The 19,737-nt window shown below is 61.6% G+C and carries 22 protein-coding genes and 3 pseudogenes; 10 read left to right on the top strand and 15 right to left on the bottom strand.

Going from position 1 to position 19,737, the window contains the following annotated elements:
- Window positions 1–885: 885 nt before the first annotated feature.
- From ACVWW1_RS20000 to ACVWW1_RS19960, 9 genes and pseudogenes are all read right to left on the bottom strand, one after another.
- Window positions 886–1,245: a PRC-barrel domain-containing protein gene (locus ACVWW1_RS20000; RefSeq protein ID WP_456657166.1), complete on the bottom strand. Its 360-nt coding sequence runs from the start codon at window positions 1,243–1,245 to the stop codon at window positions 886–888.
- A gap of 294 nt (window positions 1,246–1,539) precedes the next feature.
- Window positions 1,540–1,815: a hypothetical protein gene (locus ACVWW1_RS19995; protein WP_456657165.1), complete on the bottom strand. Its 276-nt coding sequence runs from the start codon at window positions 1,813–1,815 to the stop codon at window positions 1,540–1,542.
- 237 nt (window positions 1,816–2,052) lie between these two features.
- On the bottom strand, window positions 2,053–3,396 hold the full coding sequence (locus ACVWW1_RS19990; RefSeq protein ID WP_176528776.1) for an IS1380 family transposase: 1,344 nt from the start codon (window positions 3,394–3,396) through the stop codon (window positions 2,053–2,055).
- Between the two features lie 690 nt (window positions 3,397–4,086).
- On the bottom strand, window positions 4,087–4,947 hold the full coding sequence (istB, locus tag ACVWW1_RS19985; RefSeq protein ID WP_456657164.1) for an IS21-like element helper ATPase IstB: 861 nt from the start codon (window positions 4,945–4,947) through the stop codon (window positions 4,087–4,089).
- A pseudogene (gene istA, locus ACVWW1_RS19980) lies at window positions 4,947–6,255 on the bottom strand (IS21 family transposase). The gene istB and the pseudogene istA overlap by 1 nt, the downstream one beginning before the upstream one ends.
- A gap of 569 nt (window positions 6,256–6,824) precedes the next feature.
- A complete protein-coding gene (locus tag ACVWW1_RS19975) occupies window positions 6,825–6,992 on the bottom strand; it encodes a DUF3606 domain-containing protein (RefSeq protein ID WP_456657163.1) in 168 nt (55 codons plus the stop codon).
- 147 nt (window positions 6,993–7,139) lie between these two features.
- Window positions 7,140–7,400 (bottom strand): hypothetical protein, encoded by a 261-nt coding sequence (locus ACVWW1_RS19970; protein WP_456657162.1) that lies wholly within the window; start codon window positions 7,398–7,400, stop codon window positions 7,140–7,142.
- Window positions 7,401–7,459: 59 nt separating this feature from the next.
- Window positions 7,460–7,657 (bottom strand): hypothetical protein, encoded by a 198-nt coding sequence (locus tag ACVWW1_RS19965; RefSeq protein WP_456657161.1) that lies wholly within the window; start codon window positions 7,655–7,657, stop codon window positions 7,460–7,462.
- A 171-nt stretch (window positions 7,658–7,828) separates the two neighbouring features.
- Complete coding sequence (locus ACVWW1_RS19960; RefSeq protein WP_456657160.1) at window positions 7,829–8,089, bottom strand: hypothetical protein; 261 nt, start codon at window positions 8,087–8,089, stop codon at window positions 7,829–7,831.
- A 192-nt stretch (window positions 8,090–8,281) separates the two neighbouring features.
- Between ACVWW1_RS19960 and ACVWW1_RS19955 the strand changes: the two genes are divergently transcribed.
- Window positions 8,282–8,971: a hypothetical protein gene (locus ACVWW1_RS19955; RefSeq protein WP_456657159.1), complete on the top strand. Its 690-nt coding sequence runs from the start codon at window positions 8,282–8,284 to the stop codon at window positions 8,969–8,971.
- A 369-nt stretch (window positions 8,972–9,340) separates the two neighbouring features.
- Complete coding sequence (locus ACVWW1_RS19950; RefSeq protein WP_456657158.1) at window positions 9,341–9,595, top strand: hypothetical protein; 255 nt, start codon at window positions 9,341–9,343, stop codon at window positions 9,593–9,595.
- Window positions 9,596–10,089: 494 nt separating this feature from the next.
- On the opposite strand, the gene ACVWW1_RS19945 is transcribed toward ACVWW1_RS19950, so the two are convergent.
- Window positions 10,090–10,263 (bottom strand): hypothetical protein, encoded by a 174-nt coding sequence (locus ACVWW1_RS19945; RefSeq protein WP_456657157.1) that lies wholly within the window; start codon window positions 10,261–10,263, stop codon window positions 10,090–10,092.
- A 148-nt stretch (window positions 10,264–10,411) separates the two neighbouring features.
- On the opposite strand from ACVWW1_RS19945, the gene ACVWW1_RS19940 reads away from it, so the two are divergent.
- The gene (locus ACVWW1_RS19940; protein WP_456657156.1) at window positions 10,412–10,558 is read left to right on the top strand and encodes a hypothetical protein; all 147 of its coding nucleotides are present in this window, start codon (window positions 10,412–10,414) and stop codon (window positions 10,556–10,558) included.
- A gap of 148 nt (window positions 10,559–10,706) precedes the next feature.
- Window positions 10,707–10,886: a hypothetical protein gene (locus tag ACVWW1_RS19935; protein WP_092117602.1), complete on the top strand. Its 180-nt coding sequence runs from the start codon at window positions 10,707–10,709 to the stop codon at window positions 10,884–10,886.
- 1,002 nt (window positions 10,887–11,888) lie between these two features.
- On the opposite strand, the gene ACVWW1_RS19930 is transcribed toward ACVWW1_RS19935, so the two are convergent.
- A complete protein-coding gene (locus ACVWW1_RS19930) occupies window positions 11,889–12,107 on the bottom strand; it encodes a hypothetical protein (RefSeq protein ID WP_456657155.1) in 219 nt (72 codons plus the stop codon).
- 584 nt (window positions 12,108–12,691) lie between these two features.
- On the opposite strand from ACVWW1_RS19930, the gene ACVWW1_RS19925 reads away from it, so the two are divergent.
- Window positions 12,692–13,210, top strand: a complete 519-nt coding sequence (locus tag ACVWW1_RS19925) for a tyrosine-type recombinase/integrase (RefSeq protein ID WP_456657154.1) — start codon at window positions 12,692–12,694, stop codon at window positions 13,208–13,210.
- 517 nt (window positions 13,211–13,727) lie between these two features.
- On the opposite strand, the gene ACVWW1_RS19920 is transcribed toward ACVWW1_RS19925, so the two are convergent.
- The 3 genes from ACVWW1_RS19920 to ACVWW1_RS19910 all read right to left on the bottom strand — a co-directional run bounded on the left by ACVWW1_RS19920 (window position 13,728) and on the right by ACVWW1_RS19910 (window position 16,017).
- On the bottom strand, window positions 13,728–15,380 hold the full coding sequence (locus tag ACVWW1_RS19920; protein ID WP_456657153.1) for an outer membrane protein assembly factor BamB family protein: 1,653 nt from the start codon (window positions 15,378–15,380) through the stop codon (window positions 13,728–13,730).
- Window positions 15,328–15,561 carry a hypothetical protein gene (locus ACVWW1_RS19915; RefSeq protein ID WP_456657152.1) on the bottom strand — a complete coding sequence of 78 codons (234 nt, stop codon included), beginning with the start codon at window positions 15,559–15,561 and terminating at the stop codon, window positions 15,328–15,330. The genes ACVWW1_RS19920 and ACVWW1_RS19915 overlap by 53 nt, the downstream gene beginning before the upstream one ends.
- Before the next feature lie 225 nt (window positions 15,562–15,786).
- Entirely contained in the window at window positions 15,787–16,017 is a 231-nt protein-coding gene (locus tag ACVWW1_RS19910) for a hypothetical protein (RefSeq protein WP_456657151.1), read from the bottom strand.
- Here ACVWW1_RS19910 and ACVWW1_RS19905 point away from each other — a divergent pair.
- Together ACVWW1_RS19905 and ACVWW1_RS19900 are read left to right on the top strand one after the other, a co-directional pair.
- A pseudogene (locus ACVWW1_RS19905) lies at window positions 15,913–16,770 on the top strand (ATP-binding cassette domain-containing protein); the annotation flags it as partial. The gene ACVWW1_RS19910 and the pseudogene ACVWW1_RS19905 overlap by 105 nt on opposite strands.
- 97 nt (window positions 16,771–16,867) lie before the next feature.
- Window positions 16,868–17,398 carry an ATP-binding cassette domain-containing protein gene (locus ACVWW1_RS19900; RefSeq protein WP_456657150.1) on the top strand — a complete coding sequence of 177 codons (531 nt, stop codon included), beginning with the start codon at window positions 16,868–16,870 and terminating at the stop codon, window positions 17,396–17,398.
- Between the two features lie 100 nt (window positions 17,399–17,498).
- On the opposite strand, the gene ACVWW1_RS19895 is transcribed toward ACVWW1_RS19900, so the two are convergent.
- Window positions 17,499–17,636, bottom strand: coding sequence for a hypothetical protein (locus ACVWW1_RS19895; RefSeq protein ID WP_456657149.1), 138 nt, complete (start codon window positions 17,634–17,636; stop codon window positions 17,499–17,501).
- On the opposite strand from ACVWW1_RS19895, the pseudogene ACVWW1_RS19890 reads away from it, so the two are divergent.
- From ACVWW1_RS19890 to ACVWW1_RS19880, 3 genes and pseudogenes are all read left to right on the top strand, one after another.
- Window positions 17,620–17,793: pseudogene (locus ACVWW1_RS19890) on the top strand (ABC transporter permease); the annotation flags it as partial. The gene ACVWW1_RS19895 and the pseudogene ACVWW1_RS19890 sit on opposite strands and share 17 nt — an antisense overlap.
- A 67-nt stretch (window positions 17,794–17,860) precedes the next feature.
- Complete coding sequence (locus ACVWW1_RS19885; RefSeq protein WP_456657148.1) at window positions 17,861–18,388, top strand: ABC transporter permease; 528 nt, start codon at window positions 17,861–17,863, stop codon at window positions 18,386–18,388.
- A 146-nt stretch (window positions 18,389–18,534) separates the two neighbouring features.
- Entirely contained in the window at window positions 18,535–19,686 is a 1,152-nt protein-coding gene (locus ACVWW1_RS19880; protein WP_456657147.1) for a substrate-binding domain-containing protein, read from the top strand.
- The last annotated feature ends 51 nt before the right edge of the window (window positions 19,687–19,737 follow it).

The raw sequence follows: 19,737 nt of genomic DNA, 5'->3' as shown, positions 1-19,737 counted from the left end.
GCGCGCGCACGGGCGCCCGAAATCCATTCGCTGTTGTGCAAAATTCGGAAGCATCGTCCGCGAACGGTGGCGGGCGTGCTGATCTTCGCGCGCGCTATGACCATTTTTCGAAGAGGCATAGTGAGGCGGTCATAGCTACGGAGAGCAGTCGGGGAGTGCTTCTCGGCTACGACCTTGCCGAGGCGATGCTTCGCGTCGCGGCGGCAACGGCGTAGTATCGACAGGCGGCGGCTTCGGCCGCCTAACCTTTTGTGGGTGAGAGATAACTGTGAATGCTGATATCGCGCGGCGCTTCTGCTTAGGCCGGCGTTTTGCTAGCGTCGACGACGCCCCAGAAGTGCTCCGATGAGAAAGGCCGCGGCAAGCATCTCAAGCGGAGCTTCACGGGTTGCTGCGCTGAGACGATCGATCCATACCGGGCTCGCTCGCTCGCTGGGAAGCCGCTGAGAAAACTCACTCAGCGTTTCTCGAACGCCTACATCTATCTCTTTGATTGACATTGTCGAGCCTCCAAACGCTAGGAACGCCGAGCGGATCGCTTAGGTTCCAGAGACCGGTGGGTTCGCAAGGGTGAGTGTGTATCCGCCATCATGGGCGGCGAGCCGCCGCTCAATTCATATGAACGAGTGCAGCGATTAATTTAAGGAGAGCTTGCTGCTCGGGTCCACCGTTTCCGTGAGAAAGAAAGTCCGAAATCTCTATCCTCTTAAAGGCACCGCCCGAGGGTAGATGGGCCTCGTGCAGCACAAATACGCGTCCGTCATCCTCGCTGCAGAGCGTCCAGCGATCCCCGTTAGAGCTATGGTAGAGTTCGCGTTGACCGGACATAGGCAAATACAGTTTCAGCGTGCCCGGGAACGAGCGCGCCCTGTGGAGCTGATGCTGTCAGAATGGGACGCCGTAGTATTCGTTCACCGACCGGCCAGCTGCCGGATCACTCCAGTTCCAGCCTGTCTCTTCACGATACTTTGGGGCGCCCTGAAGCTGGCTCTCGGTGATGCTAGTGACATAGCCTCCAAGATTGGTGTCATACTTCAGTGATTGCCACGGGAGAGGATAGTGGTCGTTGCCGATGCCGAGAAACCCGCCGAGGCTCAGAACCGCATACGACACTTTCCCGCTCATCTTGTCGATCATCAGCCGTTCGATGCTGCCGATCTTCTGGCTGTCCGCTCCGTATACCGCAGTGCCTTCGACCTTATCGCTTCCAATCAGGTTGCCGGCCTCGTTCGCTTCCAATGCCATGATAAATCCTCCACAAACGACTGCTTCAGAAAGCAATCATCGCAATCGTCAAGCGTTCCTATCCGGAGGCGCTTCAGTCTGTCACGCGGCCAGCGCTCAACAGCCAACCGTGAACAACTTGCCATTTGTCGTCGTCAGAGCCGAAATCGAGCAAGAATTCGATGATCGAAGCTCTAGGAAAAATCTGAAGGCGTCACGCCCCGTTGGGCTTGTTAGACCTGGCTGCGTCCCAATCCAACGGTCCCACTCCTTGAGGATCGCTGTTCTTGTACGCGGCTTCCCCGGGCACGGATTTCACAATGGCCGCTCTTGAATGAGATGTCGTTCGAGCGCGTTGAGGCTGACCGTGGTGATAGCCTCGTCCAGGAGATCGAGGCGAGTTTTGAAGATCGACATCAGGTCCAGATTGTCTTGCCGGTTGGAGACTAGTGGCCTGCGCGCGGCCGCGGTGTAGATAGATCGAAGGCTCTGAAGCGCAGTCAGGTTGCCTTTAGTAATGTAGCCATCCACCAAGATGACGAAAGCGGAGCTGTACTCGACCGCCGCCGTTCGACCTCGCTCGTCTATCATTCTCGAAACCCCGCGTCGGCGCGTCCCCGCCAGTAGGTTGCATTCTTTCGATGTGCATCTCCTAGATCAAGTGTCTTAGCCCGTCTTATTCATGATTGCCGGGCGGGGCAGCTGGAACATTTCCGGTCGGGGTGAAGGCGCGCGCGAACGCTTCGGCTTTTTCGCCGCTTTTCGACCCGACTTCGTGAACGCGTTGGAGGACGGCAGCGGGGTGACCGGGGGCTCATGCCCCGCGCGTCAGGGTGCTTGCGGGACCAGAGCGTTTGCCAAGCCGCGGAACAGGTCGGCGTCGGGGCACGCCGCAGCGAAGGCGAGACGGACGCGGGTGGCGGTCTCGATGACGCGGGCTGCGATCTTGAGAAGCCTGAGCCTGATCGTGTTGAACTCGGCCGTTGCCAGATCGCGCGGCTTTGGGATGGCATCGCGCACGGCGAGGATGAGCCAATAGGCGGCGGTGTGGAAGACGAGGCGGACCTGGTTGGCGAGCGCCGAGCGGCAACTGGTGCGATCGGAGGCGAGCTGGGTCTTGTGCAGCTTGATCAGGTTCTCGGCCTGTCCGCGAGCGCAATAGAGGCTGTCATAGATCCACTCAGCCGAGCCGATATCCAGGCTGGTGACGACGTAGCGGACGTCGAGCCCTTGTTGGGTTGCCTCGATGCGGGCGACGACGCGGCGCTCACGATGCCAGGAGCCGGCCGCGTGGCGGGTCTCGGTGTAGCCGCGAACCACGATCTTGTTCTCGATCGCACGTTCGGTTCGAAATGCATCACAGACCTCGTCGACCTTTCTGGCGAGCGGCTTCGTGCCGGCTAGCGCGAAGATGTAATCGACGCCGTTTTGCTCGCAAAAAGTCATCGCCTCGGGGCCGGCGTAATGGCTGTCGCCGCGGAAGGTGATACGCGTATCGGGCCAGCGCCGGCGAATGCGCCGAACCAGGCGGCGCAGGTGTGCCCGCACCTCGCGGCCGCTCGGCGTCTTGCCGGGGCGCAGGATGACCGCAACAGGCCGGCTGTGCTCGGTGTCGTAGACGTGGATCGGCAGGAAGCAGTGTTCATCATAATGGGCGTTGAACAGCGAGAGTTGCTGACGGCCATGCACCACGTCGACCGTGTCGTCGATGTCGAGCGTGATTGCGCTCGGCGCTCGCGCGTAGCTGTCCATCCATAGGTCAACCAGCACAGAGCTCAGCCGGATCACCTCGCGCAGGTGTGGTGCATTCTCCAGGCGCGATAGGGTCGGCTGCGAACACAGATCCCGGCCAGTGTCCGGCAGTCGGCCGCAAGCCAGCTTGAACGCCGGATCGCCGCGTAAACGATCGAGATCATTGCCATCCTCGTAGCCACACGCGATGGCGAAGATGCGGGCGCGGATCATATCCGCAAGGCTGTGCACGATGCGTCCCGGATCGCGCCGCTCGGGGAATACGCAGGACAACTTCGCGGCCAAGCCGAGGCGCCGGTCCGCCATGGCCAGAAGCATGACGCCGCCATCCGACGTCAGCTTGCCGCCGTCGAACGAGGCTGTGATCTTCTTGCGGGAAACGGCTGGAAATGAGAACGGCAGACTCGTATCGTCGGTCATGGCGAGTGTGGCGGCCCGGATGCGCGGAGGGTGGGTGTCAGCAACCGAATCCTACGCCATCTCAGCGGCTTACGCCACGCTCGCCAGCCTCTCAACAAGCCGCTGATGAATAAGACGGGTTAGTTGTTTCATCATGGTGCAGCCTGCGCAGACTTGGGCAGCGGATCTACCGCTCCCCTGGCCACCATGTAGGCGGCGGGTTCACGGCCCGAGAATCGCGCTAGGGCTCCACGATAATCCGGAAGGCGTTCCTCTGTTCAGCCGTTGCCCGGGCCCGATCGAGTGCCGCCGGGTAGATCATCTGCTCGTTGAGGTTGACCTCGTAGAGGATGGCGCCGGTCTCCGACACCAGCGTGAACAGCCAGAACCGGCTGCGACTGGCGGGTGCCCATGCTCGCGTTCATAGCGGGCGGTATAGACTTCGACGTCAACCATTAGCCCTTTGTCCCTTCCGAAGCGCCTGCTGGCCGCGTCCTGGGTGTGGTGCCAGAGCAAATCACTAGTGATCGATATTAGGGTGCCGCGTCGGCTCTCAGGGAGAGACCGCCTTCCGCAACCGCCAATGGAGGGCAAGGCCGGCCTTTTACGGGACGCTGAATCAGCCGGAGACGCCTTTCGCAAAATTAACGTGTCAAACGCCATCCGGAACTGCCCCCTTTGCGTCATGAAGAACTGCCCCCTCCATCGGGATTATGATCTCGGTTGAAGGTTGTTTCCGCCGGTGACGGGCCGGAGGGAGGCGGAGCCGACCGGAGGGCCGTCACCGGCGGTCGGCGTTTTGATGAGGCCGCTCTTGCGCTTGGCTCGGAGCCGGTAGCTGTCGCCGCGGATCGTCAGCACGTGGCTGTGGTGCAAGAGCCGGTCGAGGATCGCGGTGGCGACCACGGGATCGGCGAACACGGTGCCCCATTCGGCAACACTGCGGGTCGAGGTGATCAGCATGGCGCCAGTTTCATAGCGCCGACTGACCAGTTGGAAGAACAGATGCGCCGCGTCAGGTTCCAGCGGCAGGTAGCCGAGCTCGTCGACGATCAGCAGCTTTGGCTTCGACAGCGCGAGCAGTTTCTCATCCAGACGCCGTTCGCCATGCGCCTTGGCAAGGCCTGCGACCAGTGTTGTCGCCGTGGTGAACTGCACCGTGTACCCGGCCAGGATCGCCTCTCGCCCCAGCGCGATCGACAAGTGCGTCTTGCCGACTCCGGGCGGCCCGAGCAACAGCACGTTCTCTCCGTTAGCGATCCAACGTGATGCGGCAAGGTCGCGGATCTGCTTGGGATCAATCGAGGGCTGCGCCTCGAAGTCGAAGCCTGCGAGCTCCTTCACGGCCGGGAAGTGTGCAAGCTTCAGCGCCATATCGATGCGGCGATGATCCTTGCGCGCGATCTCACGTTCGCACAGCAAGATCAGCGTCTCACGCGCCGACAGGTTCGCGCGCGCCGCCTCGTCGAGCAGGCTGTCGAGCTGATCGCGGATGCCGGAGAGCTGCAATCGCGCCAGCATGGCATCGAGCGGATCGGTCGGTGCTTCGGTTGCCTTCTTTGCGCGCGTCATCAGAAGCTTCCCCCGATCACGGCTTCATATTCGGTAAGCGGACGCAACAACGAATGCGGTGGAGACGATCCCGGCACCGCCGCTGCAGTCTCCGGCCGGCGGACCGCGCCATTGCGCCCGGCAACACCGTCGAGATGAACCGGATCGACGATCCGCAGCCGGCGCCCCTTCGATTGCTCGTGAACCGCGACCTGGTGCCCGCCATGGCGGATCCGCACCTCGCCGGCCGCGATCGTTACCGCTACGCGCTCGCCAATAAGGCGCCACGGCACCGAGTAGCTGTTCGTATCAATCTCGACGGCGCAATCATTGCCGACGACGCGGGTCAGTTCACGCAAGTATCCGAACGACGGCTGCCCGCCGAGCGGCTTCAACCGATGTATTTCGTCACGCGCGAAGTGGATGATCGGCGCCTCGCCGGTCGTTCCGTGGATACGAACGTTCGCAACCTCACGCTCCCACCTGTCGAGATGCGCCTCGAATGCTTCCCAACTAGGGAAGGTATGACCGGCGATCGCGTTCTTCTTCACGTAGCCGACGCCGTTCTCCGTCTTGCCCTTCGTGCGCGCCCGATATGGCGCGCACGCGCGAGGACGGAAGCCCCAATGTTTTGCGAAGGCGATCAGCTTGTCATTGAACTGAACCGACCGGCTCACCGCGTCGTGGCGCACCACGAGCGCCCGAGGATTGTCCATCAGCACTTCCTCCGGCACACCGCCGAGGGTCGTGAATGTACTCTCGAGCCCGGCAAACCAATGCTCCTGCCTCTCGGCCCGGAACGCACGCACATGAAGCCGTCGCGAGTGGCCGAGCGTTGCCACGAACACGAATGCCTTGACTTTCGCTCCTCCGATCTCGACCAAGCGCTCCCCGAAGTCGATCTGCAGCTGCCGGCCCCGGCGGCGTCTCAAACCGCGTCGTCGCCAGAGCCTCCGCCTTCTGCGCCTGGCGATTGGGCTGCACGGCGCGTTGCAGCGTCCGCCGGCTGACTGTCACGCCTTTCTCGGCCAACAGGTCCTGGCGCACCACGTCGGCATTGCCGCGATGCCGAATGAGCCTCTCGCGCAGCCAACCCTCAAGGCCGTCGAGACGCTTCGGCCGCTCAGGCGACTTGAACGCCTTCACCCCGCCCGCCGCCACGTAGCCCTTTACCGTGTGATGGCTGCAGCCCAGCTGCCGCGCAATCCGCTTCAGACCCCACCCGCACGCCCTCAGGCGCAACATCTCCGCCACGTCATCCGGCGTCTTCATCACCTGCTCCCGTGGATCACTCCACGCCGAGCCTTCAGTGATTCGTTCCTGCTTCATTCACTCTCTCCTCAGCTATCCGAGGAGGGGGCAATTCCTCGTGACGCTGAGGGGGCAGTTTTCCATGGCGCGCGACAATTAACGACCTCGCCCCAATCCAGCCGTGTATCGACCCAGGCGACCTTGCCGCAGGCGGTGCACTTGAGGTGCGCCGAAGTATCCTGCCAATCCCAGTCGGGGAGGTCCTCGAGCTTCAGCCGGCCGTTGTGGTGCTGGCACCCGACGCAGGAGACCAGCACCGTCTTGAAGCCGGCGTTTCGATCAACGGGGCCGGACCAATATCTGAGGAAACGAGCGGGCTTCGTGCGCCAGGGCAGGCGCCATGATCACGCCGATCGCGTGCGGAGAGAAGCCGCTAGGAATCGTCGCGCCAATACTTCGACAAGCTGGGGCTTATCCAACCTGCCATTCCCGCAGCAAATACGGTGGCGCCCGGCCCTGCAGCATCCCCCACATTGAATGGCTCTCCGAAAAACATGGTGATATCGCCCAAAGTGCCGTCGCAACTAACGCTCCCCAAGAAGAGCTCAACAGATGATCTTCCCATTCACTCCGGGCTCACTTATCCTCTAGGTACTTTTTGACTTTAGCGACGGATTTCCGGACGGCTCGGACTGCCCCGCGAGCTGCTGTCCCGACACATCGAACTTCTTTTTCCAATACTCCTTCTCCCATTCTTCGTTCATGTTGATCGTCTTGCTGTCCGGCGATCCGCGCTTGTTTCGGTTATCGGCCATTTGGTCGCTCTCCCGTTATAAAGGCGCGACAACGTATCGCAACCTAAGCGGGCAGGGAAGCGGTGTCCGGGACCGTCCGTAGCGCGTGAGTTTACGGTGGAGAACACGGGACGAACGTCACCCTTGCTGCTCTGGTGACCCTGGTAGTCATCCCTCGATAGTGAGGCGACCCAGGAACGCATTGCAGGCCCGCTCGGCTTCAGCGAACGTGCCGAAGGGCGATCCGGATACTTGAGCCGCGGGCATATTCAGAAAGTCCGGGCGATATGACGCAACAAAACCAGGCTCTCCATGCAAGCCCGGTCCACTTCGATTCTCGCTGCTGATAACGAATGAATAGTCATCGCTGCTTGCGATCCAAATTTCCAGATCCTCAGCAGTATCGACGCGACGAAAGTGCAGGGCCATTTCAGCCCTCCAACAGGCGGGGTCCAAGCTTGTCCTCCGCGGTCATCCAGATGAACGCTTTAACCTGCTTTTGTGCGATTGGCCGCTTCAGCCTCCCGCGCCAGCCGTTCCGCCTTTAGGCGCTCCCGATTGTCGTGGAGCGCTTTTTGCGATTTCGCATATTCGGTCAAAGCTTTCTTCGCTTCGGCTTGTCTGAATACCTTGCGGGCTTCGCGTTCCGCTGCCGTAGGTGCCCGTCGTTCTCGGTCACTGATCATTGTTGACCTCCCATTTTGGGCTCGACAGTCAACGCGCAGAGACTTGGTTTTGATCCTATTTGCTTTGGGGGGCTGACAGGGGACGGCGGCGGCCATGCCGAAACTGCTCAAGTTGAGTTTCGGTCGCGTCTGACTTTCTGAAACTCCTCCGGTCCTTTGATGAGCCGACGCTTACGACTGGCTTGATTCGTCCGGGCTGGCCGCAGGGTCGGTAACCTTGTCGATTGCTTTGCTCGCCAGTTCGCGGGCGCGCTGCTTTGGGTCTTCCCGGCCTTGCTCTTCGCGCTCATCAGGCAGGGGCTCGGTCGGTACGGTCAACCCGATCTCGACCAGCCGGCGGATGGCTTCGGAGCGGCTTGGCGCGTCGTCCTGCTGTTCTGCCCAGCCATCAACAGCGGCGCGCAAGTCCTCCGACAAGCGAATAGCCGTCACCGGATCTTGCCCTGTGGCAGGACGCCCAGGGCGTTTCCGTACTACGTTTTTCTTTGACGGCTTCATAAAAACGTACTACACTTATTGGGCTTGAAAACAAGCGGCCCGCCGCAGCGCTTGCAACACTGCAACAGGACTAGTCTAAGCTATGAGGTGATTCATGGCTCAGGTTGATTTGAGAATAGCATAGCTATGCCCGCCGCTACGGAGCCAGCTGGTGAGCTCTATTTCCGAACCGACATTTCCCCGGAGATAGTCTTCGTCGCCATAGGGCAACTCCGCAGAGAGGCCGGGGACGAGATAGACTGGCTCATCCGGTTTTTGAACGGTACCGACGACCACATGGAGCGGGAGCCGGACGATGACGAGCCGTCTCTCGGCACCCAAGACGCGTTTCCCGGCATGGGCCCGGGCGGAGGCGGCGACGATCGCGAGCCGGATCTGGGTAGCTTCGACCGGGTGATCAATCAGGAGCGGTCCAACCGGCAACGGATCGGCGCTGAGCAGGTCGAAGTCGACGCTGAGCTGGATTACGCCGATCTAGAGCGGACCCTCGGCAGCTTGGACCACAATCACAGCCAAGAGCGATGGGCTGCAGGCGGTCGCCGTGACCTCGAGGCCGATCCCGCCGAATCCGGCATCGGCGATCACGACGGGCTCCACGAGCAGGCCGGCACCAATGATTGGCAGCAGGGGAGCGATGGCATGAAAGCGCAGTCTTGGCATCGCCGTCACGCGATTCAGATGGTCGCGCATCTTTCAGAGGATGCGCTGATGGTGCCGCGGCTTTCCGAGCAACTGGTGACGGCCTTCCTCACCGTCGACGAGGAGGAGAGGTGGCGGCTCCCGTACGCTTTGATTGGAGGCAACGACTGCGCCTGACCCGGTCGAAAAGTACGCCGCCGGGCTCGAAATGCAGCGTCCCGGCGGCGGCCTGTTCTTCCAGCCCTGGGCCCTGAAATCCCCAGTGGCGATGTTTCTAGCAGGATCGGGGGCACATGACTGTGGCTTCGTTCACACAAAGTTAATGGAAGAGGAGCCGGCGTCAGGGCCCGCGCCCCAGGCTCCTCCCCGAAACGCGACCGCGCTGCGTCCCCAACGATCCCGTGCCACAAGAAGCCTGCGCCGGTTCAGTTGCTGATTTTCTAACGGCGGCCGGCGCATCAAGTGTGCGTGAGATGTAACGCAGTTCACATTTGAAAATCGCGAGTAGGCCTATCGACCGGCAAGCCCCCGTGTCGGAGAATCGCGATGCCATCATTCAGCAGCGAAAGTTGGTCCGGAGTAGCGACCGCTTCGGTGATCGGCATTCTCGTCGTAGCGGCGCTTGCATTTGCGGTCGTTGGTTATGTGGAGTGGTCGTCGGACGCCAATCTAGCCCATTTCGTGAGCCGGACGACTGAGGTGGCCGCGGCCACTTCAGCTCCGGTTCTGCCGCTCAATGGGCGAACAGGTTGTCCGCAGGGCCACAAGGTGTTGCCTTCGACGCTTTCACCGTTGGACTGACGTTCAATTTACCGCCGCCAAATGAGCGGGGAACAAGTGACAATGCCGGGAGTCGTGGAAATACTCCCGGCTCTCACACCCAACCCCCGGTCGGGAGTTTAGAATGGCGACCTCGGCGTGCTGCCCATGCCGGGGTCGTTCTCATTATTGCGCGGTTGACTATCGCCGCTCTGATCGGTGGCCACGACTGCGCCTGATCAAATCGTCCCAAGAAAAGACGCCGCCGGTTTCAGAAATACGTGCCCGGGCGGCGTTCATTCCTACAACCGGGCCCTGAAAATTCCCAGCGTGACGCATAACGTCAGTGCCTATGTCCAAGTTGCTATTTCTTTAACCTCATAGCGGGATGAAGCCCGCCCGTCGTCGGGAACTAGTGGCAACGGCTGGAGTAGATACACGCTCCCTTTCAGGTGCCCATCCTCGACTGGGAGTTTTAGTGGCGACCTTGGCGCTGGTCCGCCGGTTCACGCCCGGCGGGCTGGCTTTCCTTGCCGTCAATCCGGCCATGCCGCGGTTCGCATTCCGTCGGCCACAATCGCGCGCCCCAGATCTTGCGCAAAGTTGACCACGGCGCTTGTTCCCCAAGGGGTGAGGTCAACCGCGCTAGCCGAAATAAAGACAGTACGACGTCGGTAGCGATTCACGAGCTCCTTTAGGACCTCAGTCACCTCGTTGTACTCTTCGACGAGAAGTCTCGATCAGCCGGTCATAGTTTGTTGTCCAAACAGTCGTAAGGGGCAGCTGAGCGAGAAGACGGTGGTTCTCTGTCGGCGGTGTATCGGGGGAGAGTGCGTCCAACAGCGCCTGATGAAGCCTATGCCGGTTCTGGGCATTCGCATTAACGTGAAATTGCGCGAACCTGATCCGGCCGGCCATCCGGCTTTCGTGGATCACGCCGAAGTCGTTCTCGAGCTTGTCGCCGGCTATGACGGTAGGGCGGAGAAAGAGGTCCATCAGGTATAATATATAGCAGTAGCTGGCGAGGGGGCGATCCGCAGCGGCCCTATCGCTTGTAGGCGAGTGTGACGTGCGTCACGGCGACCCTCGCTCGGAGTTCGTATCCATCCCGCACCGGTCGCAATGGAGCCGCCGGCAACAGGAGGGAAAGCAGATGAAGATGACGAGCATTCGTGAACTGTCAGCCGACGAACTGGGAGCAGTTTCGGGAGGCAAGCCGACCAGCCCGGTCAGTGTTCCCGGAAATGCGTTCGACAAGCTGCTGGCGGCGATCGACAAGAATCTTGCGATGGTGAAGGACCTGAAGCCGGGCGGCTACCTTCCGCCTGGCTAAGGCAATGAGACACATCGCGGCGCGCGTACGGCGTTACGTTACGGCTCTCTCTCTATAGAGAGCCGTAAACCGTAACCGAACCTAGCCGGTGTTATTCACGCTCCACTGTCCGCCGTAGTCGCGGACCATATTCCGGTCCTCCAGCGCCTTACGAAGGTCGTGCAGCGTGGCCTTGCGGTTGGCGGGCCTTTACGGGGTGCCGAATCAGCCAGAAACGCCCTTGGCGAAGTTAATGACCTCGCTCCAGTCCATACGGGTATCGACCCAAGCGCAGGCCGGGGGCCGTCAACTGGACGCCAAACGCTCATAACGGTAGCGCGTCCATCACGGTAGCGCGTCCATCCTTGTTTGGCCCGTTTTGACCACTGATTGGCAAAGAGGGGGCGGGAATGATTGCTGAGCACTTCCTAGTCTGGACTGCGTTATTGAGTGTCGCGGCCTTCCTGGCCTTTTCCACACAGTGATTGGCATCGTGCTCGCTGGGCTTAGCCTGGTTTTGCTTCGAGATGGCCTACGGAGGAAAGCGCAATGAGGCGGGACCTTTTGGCTATCTGCGGTGGAATACTTGCCACTGGCGCAGTCGCCTGGACCTTTTGGGGCAATCCGGTGAATGTGCCGCGTATGCACGGGCTCCAAGCGCTGGCTGTAGATCGCGACCTGAGACTCGTCTCCCAACGAAGTCCATATATGCGGGACGAGCGTTAGGGTCGTCATCGCATCAACTTGAACAGTTCGAGTACGTCAGCAAGCCGCAGTTTTACGCCCTTGGGCATATGCTGCAGCAAGAGGTGCCGGGTACCCGCGGCAATCACCTGCACAGTTTGCGGCAAGCGAGGCTCGATCTTTCGTTCGGTAGACGCGCCGCCAAGAATGGGACCGGCCGGTTAATGGAAGTAGGTCAATCCTCCCGCCACGATCGCTAGGACGAAAGCCAAAGCGGCAGCTCCGACTATCCAAGGCATGTCATGGCGTTCTCTAGGACTCATTGGCAATTGCCTTCCGTTAGGGATGAAGAAGCGAAAGTAGGCGTTGGCGGCTCTGATCCCGGTCGAGCTGATTTCTACGCATCAGGGCAAGCTCGGCTTGAACTCTGGTCGTGTCTTCATTCAGCCGCTTCATTTCAATCAGGAGCGCCTCAAGCTCCGCTAGCCGCTTTTCGTTTTTGACCACATCGAACTCAATCTGCCTTAGCTCGTCTATGATCGCGTCCTTGTGCATCATCATGGCTTCCACAGTGCCAAGTCCATATACGCGCCGCCCGTGTTCTCCAACCAACTGTAAAAGACGTCGGTTCCTAGCGATCCTCGACAGCGCGCGCGTTATAGGAAAGCTACGTCCGGAGCGAGGCCATCCTTGCGAAAGTCCGGCAGGAGGAACGACGAAAAGACAATGCGGTTGTTGCGTTTCCAGCGCGTCTGCGCGCTGGGTCGACCAAAGTGGAGACTTGGCCTCAGCCGCGTCCCTCTCGTTGAGGCCGTTTTTTCAGGAACAAGTGGCAATATCACCGGGCGGATTCACATAGGTTATTTCATCAGAAATCAGCAGCGCGGTGGGGAACGGAACGCGGCCGTCCACGAATGATTTAAACGAGATGCGCTATCGAAAATGGACAGATCGAATGACTGAAAGCTATGATTGCTGCGCGAGCGAGTGCTAACCGCATTGCCGTCGCACTGAGGCGCCCGATCAACTCCATTTATGACCGGGCCCAGAGGCTTGGTTTGCACCTTCCAACCAGCACAGATGAGCGCAGACTAGCAAGAAACTTGCTCAACTCCAGCACAAGCTCGGAATGAACGCCGCGGGTGCTAGCCAGAAAACGCCCTTCGCGAAGTCGATCACTTCGCCCCAATCCATGCGGGTGTCCGCGGTGGCATGATGACGATGGGCCGGCAGAAAACCGGCGCTCCGTTCAGCGTGGAGGTCATGCCGCGCCTACAGGCCGCGATCGATGCGATGCCAGCGAGCGATCATCTAACGTTCTTGGTCACGGCGCAGGGCAAGCCTTCACCGCTGCCGGCTTTGCAAACTACTTCCGCGATCTCTGCCGTGAGGCGGAGCTGCCCGAGCACTGCACCTCGCACGGTCTTCGGAAGGCTGCCGCGACGTACTTGGCTGAGCTGGGCTTTACCGACCATCAGCTAATGGCGTGGTTTGGCTGGACGTCGATCTCGCAGGCGCAGGTCTACACGCGATCGGCAAACCGGAAGCGGATGGCACGGGAGGGAGCGAAGCTCATTTCAGGAATAGGCATTGGCTCACCTTTCGACCCGGTGAGCCAAAATCAATCGCAACCTATTGAGAAGACTGGAGCGGGAAAATGAACTGGCGATCCCGGCAGGATTCGAACCTGCAACCCGCGGAGTAGAATCCGCTACTCACGCCAGAAATCAGGCTTCGCCAACCACCGATTGACCACCGAAACGCCGTGAACAAGGGGCGATAAAGGTGGTCAATCGCAACCAAACTTCATTGTTTTCGTTGTGATTTTCGCTTGCTACTTACGTTCGGGACGCAGGGGTCGCAGGTTCGAATCCCGCCACTCCGACCATTCTTCCAAGCACTTATAGTTTCTGTGTTTTTTGTGCGCAACGACATGCGCATCGATTTCGGGCGCGGCAGCCATGTCCGTCGATTCGATTCGACGCCGCTCGGAACCTGACGCGCGACGATTGTTGGGCGCGGGGGAAAAGCCGCCTGACGTGATGTTGGGTAGCACGTCACCAAGCACCAGAAGGCCTCCCGTCGGACCTGTCAGTCGATCCTGGCCGACATCAAAGCACGAATAGCCCGTGGCGAGTAGTGCTCAACGTGCCGTCGCAAATGCTGACATTGCGCTCGTCAGGGGTTGCCGACCTCGAAGGCCAGCAGAACGTTGCCGGGCAGGCCGCCCCATTGCGCGTAGCCGGAATTGACATACAGCATGCCATCGACGGCGACCGCGCCGGGGCCGTCCATGGCGCCGCCACGGGCCGGAACGCCATTCACCGTGGTGTAGTCGCGCGCGGTGTCGATCTCCCAAAGCAGCCGCGCATCATCGGTGGCGTAGGCGCGCAAGAAACCGCTCACTCCACCTGAGAAGACGACGCCGGGAACGAGGGTGATCGCTGCGGAGAGGGCGGGACTGCATTGGGGACGATCGCCACAGGCAACCGGCGCCACCTGCATCGCGATTTTCCCGGTCGCAAGTTCGAGGCCAAACAGGCCGCCACCTTCGCTTGAGTTGAGGCGCCTCGAGCCGTCCCTCAGAAACCGCACGTCGGAATTGGCGACATAAATTCGCTCCTGGTCCGCGGCGGAGCCCCACTCGGTTCCTCCCAATGGGCCACCTTGGCCGATCCGCGTCTGCCACAGGATCTTGCCCTCATGGTCGGGATCGAGTGCATGCACCACGCCGGATTTCTGGCCGATCACCAGCACGCGTTGTCCGTCACGCAAGGTCACCAGGATCGGCGATTGTCCGAAGTCGTGGTCCGGGCCGCGGTCCTGCGGACAGTTGCTCTGGTCGGTGCCGAAGCACGCCACGACGAAGCTGTCCCTCGGCGTCGCCTGCTGATGCCAAAGCATTCGCCCGGTCGCGAGATCGAACGCGAGGATGGCGTCGCTGGTGTCGGTTGCCGGGTCGGCATAGCTGTTCGACGTCGCGACATAGAGCGCCTGGCGCTGAACATCGATCGTCGGCGCGGACCAGACCGACGCGCCCGCCGGACCGAACAGCTGGGTCCCGATAGCGTTCGTCCTCGTGGCCTGGGGCGCTTCAGGGATGGTGTAGGCCTTCCAGATCTGCGCGCCGGTTTCGGCCTTCAGCGCAACGACGCTTCCGCGAAACGTGCAGCATTGGTAGGTGGGGCGGGACCCGATGGCCTCTTCGATCGATGAGACGCCGACATAGACGACGCCGGCGTGGAAGGTTGGGGCACCGGTGATCCGGGCGGCCAGATGATCGTCGACCTTGCTCTTCCAGATCAGCGCACCGGTCGCAGCGTTCACGGCGTAGATGTTGGCGCGCACATCACCAAAGAAAATGGCGGACCGGCCATTATCCAGCGGGGCAACGCTGATGGCCGCCCGGACCGGCGCCTCGGTCGGAAACACCCAGCGGGTGCATCCGCTCTTGGCGTCGAGCACGTGGACCTTGCGGTCGCCGCCACCCACGAACAGCAAGCCACCGACCACAGTCGGTTGAGCGTTGGCGTTGGACGTGTCAGCAAATCCGAAGGCCCATTTCAGACGCAACCGGGAGACCTGGTCTGGCGTGAGGCCGGCCATCGCCGCCGGCTGAAATCGGCTATTGTTGAGATCCGCGCCCCAGCCGTTCCACCGTGGCCCATCGATCGGTTGCGGGAAACCGGTCTCGCTCTGCGCGCATTGGCCTGCACTGTCGGCCGACGCATGCGAGGCGGCCTTGCCGGTGACGAGTGAGGCGATCGCCGCCCGCTCGTCATTGCTCAGCCCCCTGCGCGAAGGATGACATCGCGCCCGTGGTGATCGCACCCAGGACCTCATCGAACGACCTCGATTGCAGCGCGGTGCGGCTCGGCGCGCGGATATCCGTGTTGCTGCTGTCGTGACACTGCGCACAGCGTTGCGCGTAGAGAGCGGCTCCGCTTTGCTGCGCTGTCGCGGGAAGGCAGGACCAGATCAGGGCGACGGCAATCGCGGCACTCAGTTTCATCGTGGTTCACCAGCGTTGGCTTTGATGAGATGAGCGACTGAAGCGTAGCACAACCTGCCGGCTTCCATCGTGCTTGGGGAGGCCGGTGGCGCGGTGCCGGACCCGATCGCGACCGGCCGCCCCCAAATCGAGCGCCTGGCGGCGTGATCTCCCATTGACAGACCGCCCGATGTGATAGAATTATAACATAATAAGTTGCAAAAATAACAAGATGTCATCATCGCATCAGCGTTTCGCGCGGCGATGGGAGGAAAATGGAATTGTCCGGTTCGATCGCGGCCAGAGCCTCGGCCGTCGGCGTCGCTTTTGACGGTCGGTGGCATCAACAAGCGCTTTGGCGGCGTGCGCGCGCTGCGCGACGTCAACCTCGAGGTCCTCTCCGGCGAGGTACATGCGCTGCTGGGCGAGAACGGCGCCGGAAAATCCACGCTGATCAAGATCCTCAGCGGCGTTCATGCGGCCGACAGTGGCACGATCGAGATCGCCGGCAAACCAGTGACGTTCGACAGCCCGGCAAGATCGCGCGAAGCGGGGATCGCCGTCGTCTATCAGGACCTCAGCCTCGTCGAATCGCTGAGTGTCGCCGACAATCTGCTGCTCGGCCGCGAGCCGCGCGCGCGGTTCGGCTTTGTCCGGAAGCGCGAGCTGATGGCCAAAGCCGAAGCGTTCCTGAGGGAGCTCGGCATTCCCCTTGATACACGCGCGACGGTCGGCTCCCTGCCGTTCGCCTACCGCCAGATGACGGAGATCGCCAAGGCGTTGATGGGCGAGGTGCGGCTCTTGATCCTCGACGAGCCGACATCCTCGTTGACGTCGGATGAGGTCCGCATCCTGTTCGACGCGATCGGCAAGGCGACGCGCCGCGGCGTCGGCGTGATCTACGTGACCCATCGGCTCAACGAGGTGTTCGAGATCTCGCAGCGTGTCACTGTGCTGCGCGATGGCGCCAATGCGGGCACGTTCGTCACCGCCGATACCGACATGAAGCGGCTAGTGAACGCCATCATCGGAACCGATCGGTTGGCGCCGGCGGCATCGCGCGCCGCGCCCGCGGCAGTGCGTTCGTTGGATTCATCGCCGGTTCTGTCCCTGTCGGGTGTGTCGAATGACCGGCTGTCGGACGTCGACTTGTCCGTGATGAAGGGGGAGATCCACGGCCTTGCCGGATTGATCGGCAGCGGGCGCACGGAGATTCTGGAGACGATCTTCGGACTTCGGCCGGCCGAGAGCGGCACGCTCGAGATCGAGAGCCGGCCGTGGTTGCCGAAGAGCGCGGCGAATTGCAATCGATCAGGGCGTCGCGCTGGTGCCGGAGGATCGGCATGTGCAGGGCCTGGTGCTCGATCACTCGATCGAACGCAACATCACCCTGCCGCGGATTCCGCATTTCTCGCGCTGGGGCTTCGTGCAGCAGCGCGCCGCCGCCCGGCGCGCGGACGCCGCGGTCGCGCGGCTTTCGGTGAAAGCGCAAGGCGCTTCCAGCCTGGTCAGGACACTGTCCGGCGGCAACCAGCAGAAGGTCGTGTTCGGAAAATGGAACGATCCGCGGCCGCGCGTGCTGCTGCTGGACGAACCGACGGTCGGCGTCGACGTCGGCGCGCGCGAGGAAATCTACGGCGTGATCCGCAATGCCGCCCGCGACGGCAGCGGCGTCCTGATCGTCTCCTCGGATCTCGTCGAACTGATCGAGCTCTGCGACCGCATCTCCGTGATCGTCGATGGATGCGTGGCGCGAACGCTCGCGCGCGGCGAGATCGATGATGCCGAAGAGCTCCACCATCTTCTGCAGATGTACCAGGCCTCCGGACAAGGCGTATTGCAAGAGCTGCCCGCATGACCGAACTGACTGCGCCAAATGTCGTCGCCGCGTCGACCCGAACCGATCGTCGCCGCAAGCTGCTGCAGAATCTGCTGCGCGGCGAGCGGCCCTACATGCTCTACATCGCCTTCGTCGTGCTCCTGGTCGTCTTCAGCCTGTCCTCGCCCTGGTTTCTGTCGGTCGACAATTTCCTGAATATCGGACGCCAGACGACGCTGGTGTCGATCATCGCCGTCGGTATGACCTTCGTGATCATCGCACGTCAGATCGATCTGTCGGTCGCATCGACGTTGGCGCTGTCCGGCATGGCCGCGGCGCTCGCCATGAGCCAGATCAGCAACAGCTGGATCGTCGGCGCGATTGCCGGGCTCGGCACCGGTGCGCTGGTCGGGCTGCTCAATGGCATCCTGACCACGCAGCTCTCGATCCCGTCCTTCCTGGTCACGCTCGGCTCGCTGAGCATTGGCGCGGGGGCTGGCGATGATGGTGACCAACACCAAGCCGGTCATCATCACCAACGAGACATACTTTGCGATCTTCGGCGAAGGCGCGTTCCTGGGCATTCCCGTTCCCATTGCCTGGACGCTGGCGGCGATGATCGTCGGCATCCTGCTGCTGCACTACAATGTGTTCGGCCGTCGCATCTATGCGGTCGGCGGCAATCCGACCGCGGCGCTCTATTCCGGCATCAACACCAAATGGGTGACGACGGCGGCTTTTGTGTTGACCGGCGCGCTGGCCGGGCTTGCGGCGCTGGTGCTGTCCGCGCGCTCGCATGCCGCGCGGCCCGACGTCGTGCAGGGGATGGAGCTCGACGTCATTGCGGCGGTGATCCTCGGTGGCTGCAGCCTGTTCGGCGGGCGCGGCTACATCCTGGGAACGCTGTTCGGCAGCCTCATCATCGGCACGCTTAATAACGGCCTCGTGCTGCTCGGCGTCAGCTCGCCGATGCAGCTCGTCATCAAGGGAGCGATCATCGTGGCCGCGGTCGCCTTCACGAAACGCTAGAGCATGATCCGGAAAAGTGTGAAGCGGTTTTCCGGATCATGCTCCAATAAGACGCCAAGCGCATGGGCCGCAAGGTCACTGCGTTGAAGGGTAGGGGCAAGGTCGCCGGCCTCCGGTCAATCGGCGACCAAAAAAGGGAGGAAACAATGAAGCCAATCTTGCGACAAACCCTGCCGCTGACCGCACTGATCGCGGCGACGGCCGTTTCGATCGCCCCTTCGGCCCGCGCCGAAGTGCCGGCAAGCTGCGTCAAGGGCGTCGATCTCGCGACGCTGGGACCGAAATCGATCGTCGGTCAGGGGCCGCACGGCGAGAAGGCCGCATCGCCCGAGGTGCTCGCACTGTCGGACGCCGACGCCGCCAAGATCAAGGAGAAGCATTTCAAGGTCGGCATCTCCATGCAGACCGTCAACCTCGACTGGGCGCAACTGCAGATCCAGGGCATCACCGATACGCTGAAGAAGTACGGTGTGACGGTGACCGGCGTCGCGTCCGCCGAATATCAGGTCGACAAGCAGATCGCCGACATCGAGAACACCATCCAGCAGCATCCGGACGGCATCATCTCGATCCCGGTGGATTTCACGGCGACCGCGCCGACCTACAAGAAGATCGCCAAGGCCGGCATCAAGCTCGTGCTGATGGACAGCATCCCGACCGGCCTCAAGCATCCGGAGGAATACGCCTCGATGATCTCGGCGGACAGTCAGGGTAACGGCCAGATCGCGGCCCAGATCCTGGCCTCCTGCGTGGCGCAGGGCGCGACCATCGGCCTCGTCAATTTCGGCGTCGATTACTTCAGCACCAACGAGCGCACCAAGGGTGTCCGCGAGTGGATGCAGAAGAACCGGCCGGACGTCAAGATGAAGCAGATCGACTTTACCGATCCGCCGAAGGTGTCGCAGATCGCGGGTGACTTCCTCACCGGCAATCCAGATATCAAGGGTCTGTTCGCGGTCTGGGATCAGCCGGCGCTCGATACGCTGAGCTCGATGCGCGCGCAGGGCATCGATATTCCGGTCACGACCGTCGACCTCGGCCTGCAATCGGCGATCGAGATCGCCAAGGGCGGTCCGTTGAAGGCGACTGGCTCGCAGCGCCCCTACGATCAGGGTGTCGCGGAAGCGATGGCGATGATGAACGCGCTGCTCGGCAAGGAAACGCCCGGCTGGATCGGCGTGCAGTCGCTGCCGGTGACGCAGTCGAACGTGCTGGAATCCTACAAGACGGTGTTCAAGAAGGAGCCGCCGCCGGAACTGACCGACGCCTGCAACAAGGCGAAGCCTGCCTGCAACTGAGCCGCAGGAGTTCGATGCGTGGTCCCGCGAGCCCGCGCATCGTGAGCAGCC

Source organism: Bradyrhizobium sp. JR3.5 (assembly GCF_054057015.1).
Note: the sequence above shows the minus strand (reverse complement) of the source record. Positions and strands in the feature narration are given on the sequence as shown.

Coding starts and splice junctions, on each gene's coding strand:
- ACVWW1_RS19970 (WP_456657162.1), bottom strand. CDS start 7,400: ATGGCCCTGCACTTTCGTCGCGTCGATACTGCTGAGGATCTGGAAATT.
- istB (WP_456657164.1), bottom strand. CDS start 4,947: ATGACGCGCGCAAAGAAGGCAACCGAAGCACCGACCGATCCGCTCGAT.
- ACVWW1_RS19955 (WP_456657159.1), top strand. CDS start 8,282: ATGCCCGCCGCTACGGAGCCAGCTGGTGAGCTCTATTTCCGAACCGAC.
- ACVWW1_RS19930 (WP_456657155.1), bottom strand. CDS start 12,107: ATGATGCACAAGGACGCGATCATAGACGAGCTAAGGCAGATTGAGTTC.
- ACVWW1_RS19950 (WP_456657158.1), top strand. CDS start 9,341: ATGCCATCATTCAGCAGCGAAAGTTGGTCCGGAGTAGCGACCGCTTCG.
- ACVWW1_RS19940 (WP_456657156.1), top strand. CDS start 10,412: ATGCCGGTTCTGGGCATTCGCATTAACGTGAAATTGCGCGAACCTGAT.
- ACVWW1_RS20000 (WP_456657166.1), bottom strand. CDS start 1,245: ATGGCATTGGAAGCGAACGAGGCCGGCAACCTGATTGGAAGCGATAAG.
- ACVWW1_RS19965 (WP_456657161.1), bottom strand. CDS start 7,657: ATGATCAGTGACCGAGAACGACGGGCACCTACGGCAGCGGAACGCGAA.
- ACVWW1_RS19885 (WP_456657148.1), top strand. CDS start 17,861: ATGATGGTGACCAACACCAAGCCGGTCATCATCACCAACGAGACATAC.
- ACVWW1_RS19915 (WP_456657152.1), bottom strand. CDS start 15,561: ATGAAACTGAGTGCCGCGATTGCCGTCGCCCTGATCTGGTCCTGCCTT.
- ACVWW1_RS19990 (WP_176528776.1), bottom strand. CDS start 3,396: ATGACCGACGATACGAGTCTGCCGTTCTCATTTCCAGCCGTTTCCCGC.
- ACVWW1_RS19935 (WP_092117602.1), top strand. CDS start 10,707: ATGAAGATGACGAGCATTCGTGAACTGTCAGCCGACGAACTGGGAGCA.
- ACVWW1_RS19880 (WP_456657147.1), top strand. CDS start 18,535: ATGAAGCCAATCTTGCGACAAACCCTGCCGCTGACCGCACTGATCGCG.
- ACVWW1_RS19995 (WP_456657165.1), bottom strand. CDS start 1,815: ATGATAGACGAGCGAGGTCGAACGGCGGCGGTCGAGTACAGCTCCGCT.
- ACVWW1_RS19975 (WP_456657163.1), bottom strand. CDS start 6,992: ATGGCCGATAACCGAAACAAGCGCGGATCGCCGGACAGCAAGACGATC.
- ACVWW1_RS19895 (WP_456657149.1), bottom strand. CDS start 17,636: ATGATCACGAAGGTCATACCGACGGCGATGATCGACACCAGCGTCGTC.
- ACVWW1_RS19910 (WP_456657151.1), bottom strand. CDS start 16,017: ATGAACGCCGCTGAGGATCTTGATCAGCGTGGATTTTCCGGCGCCGTT.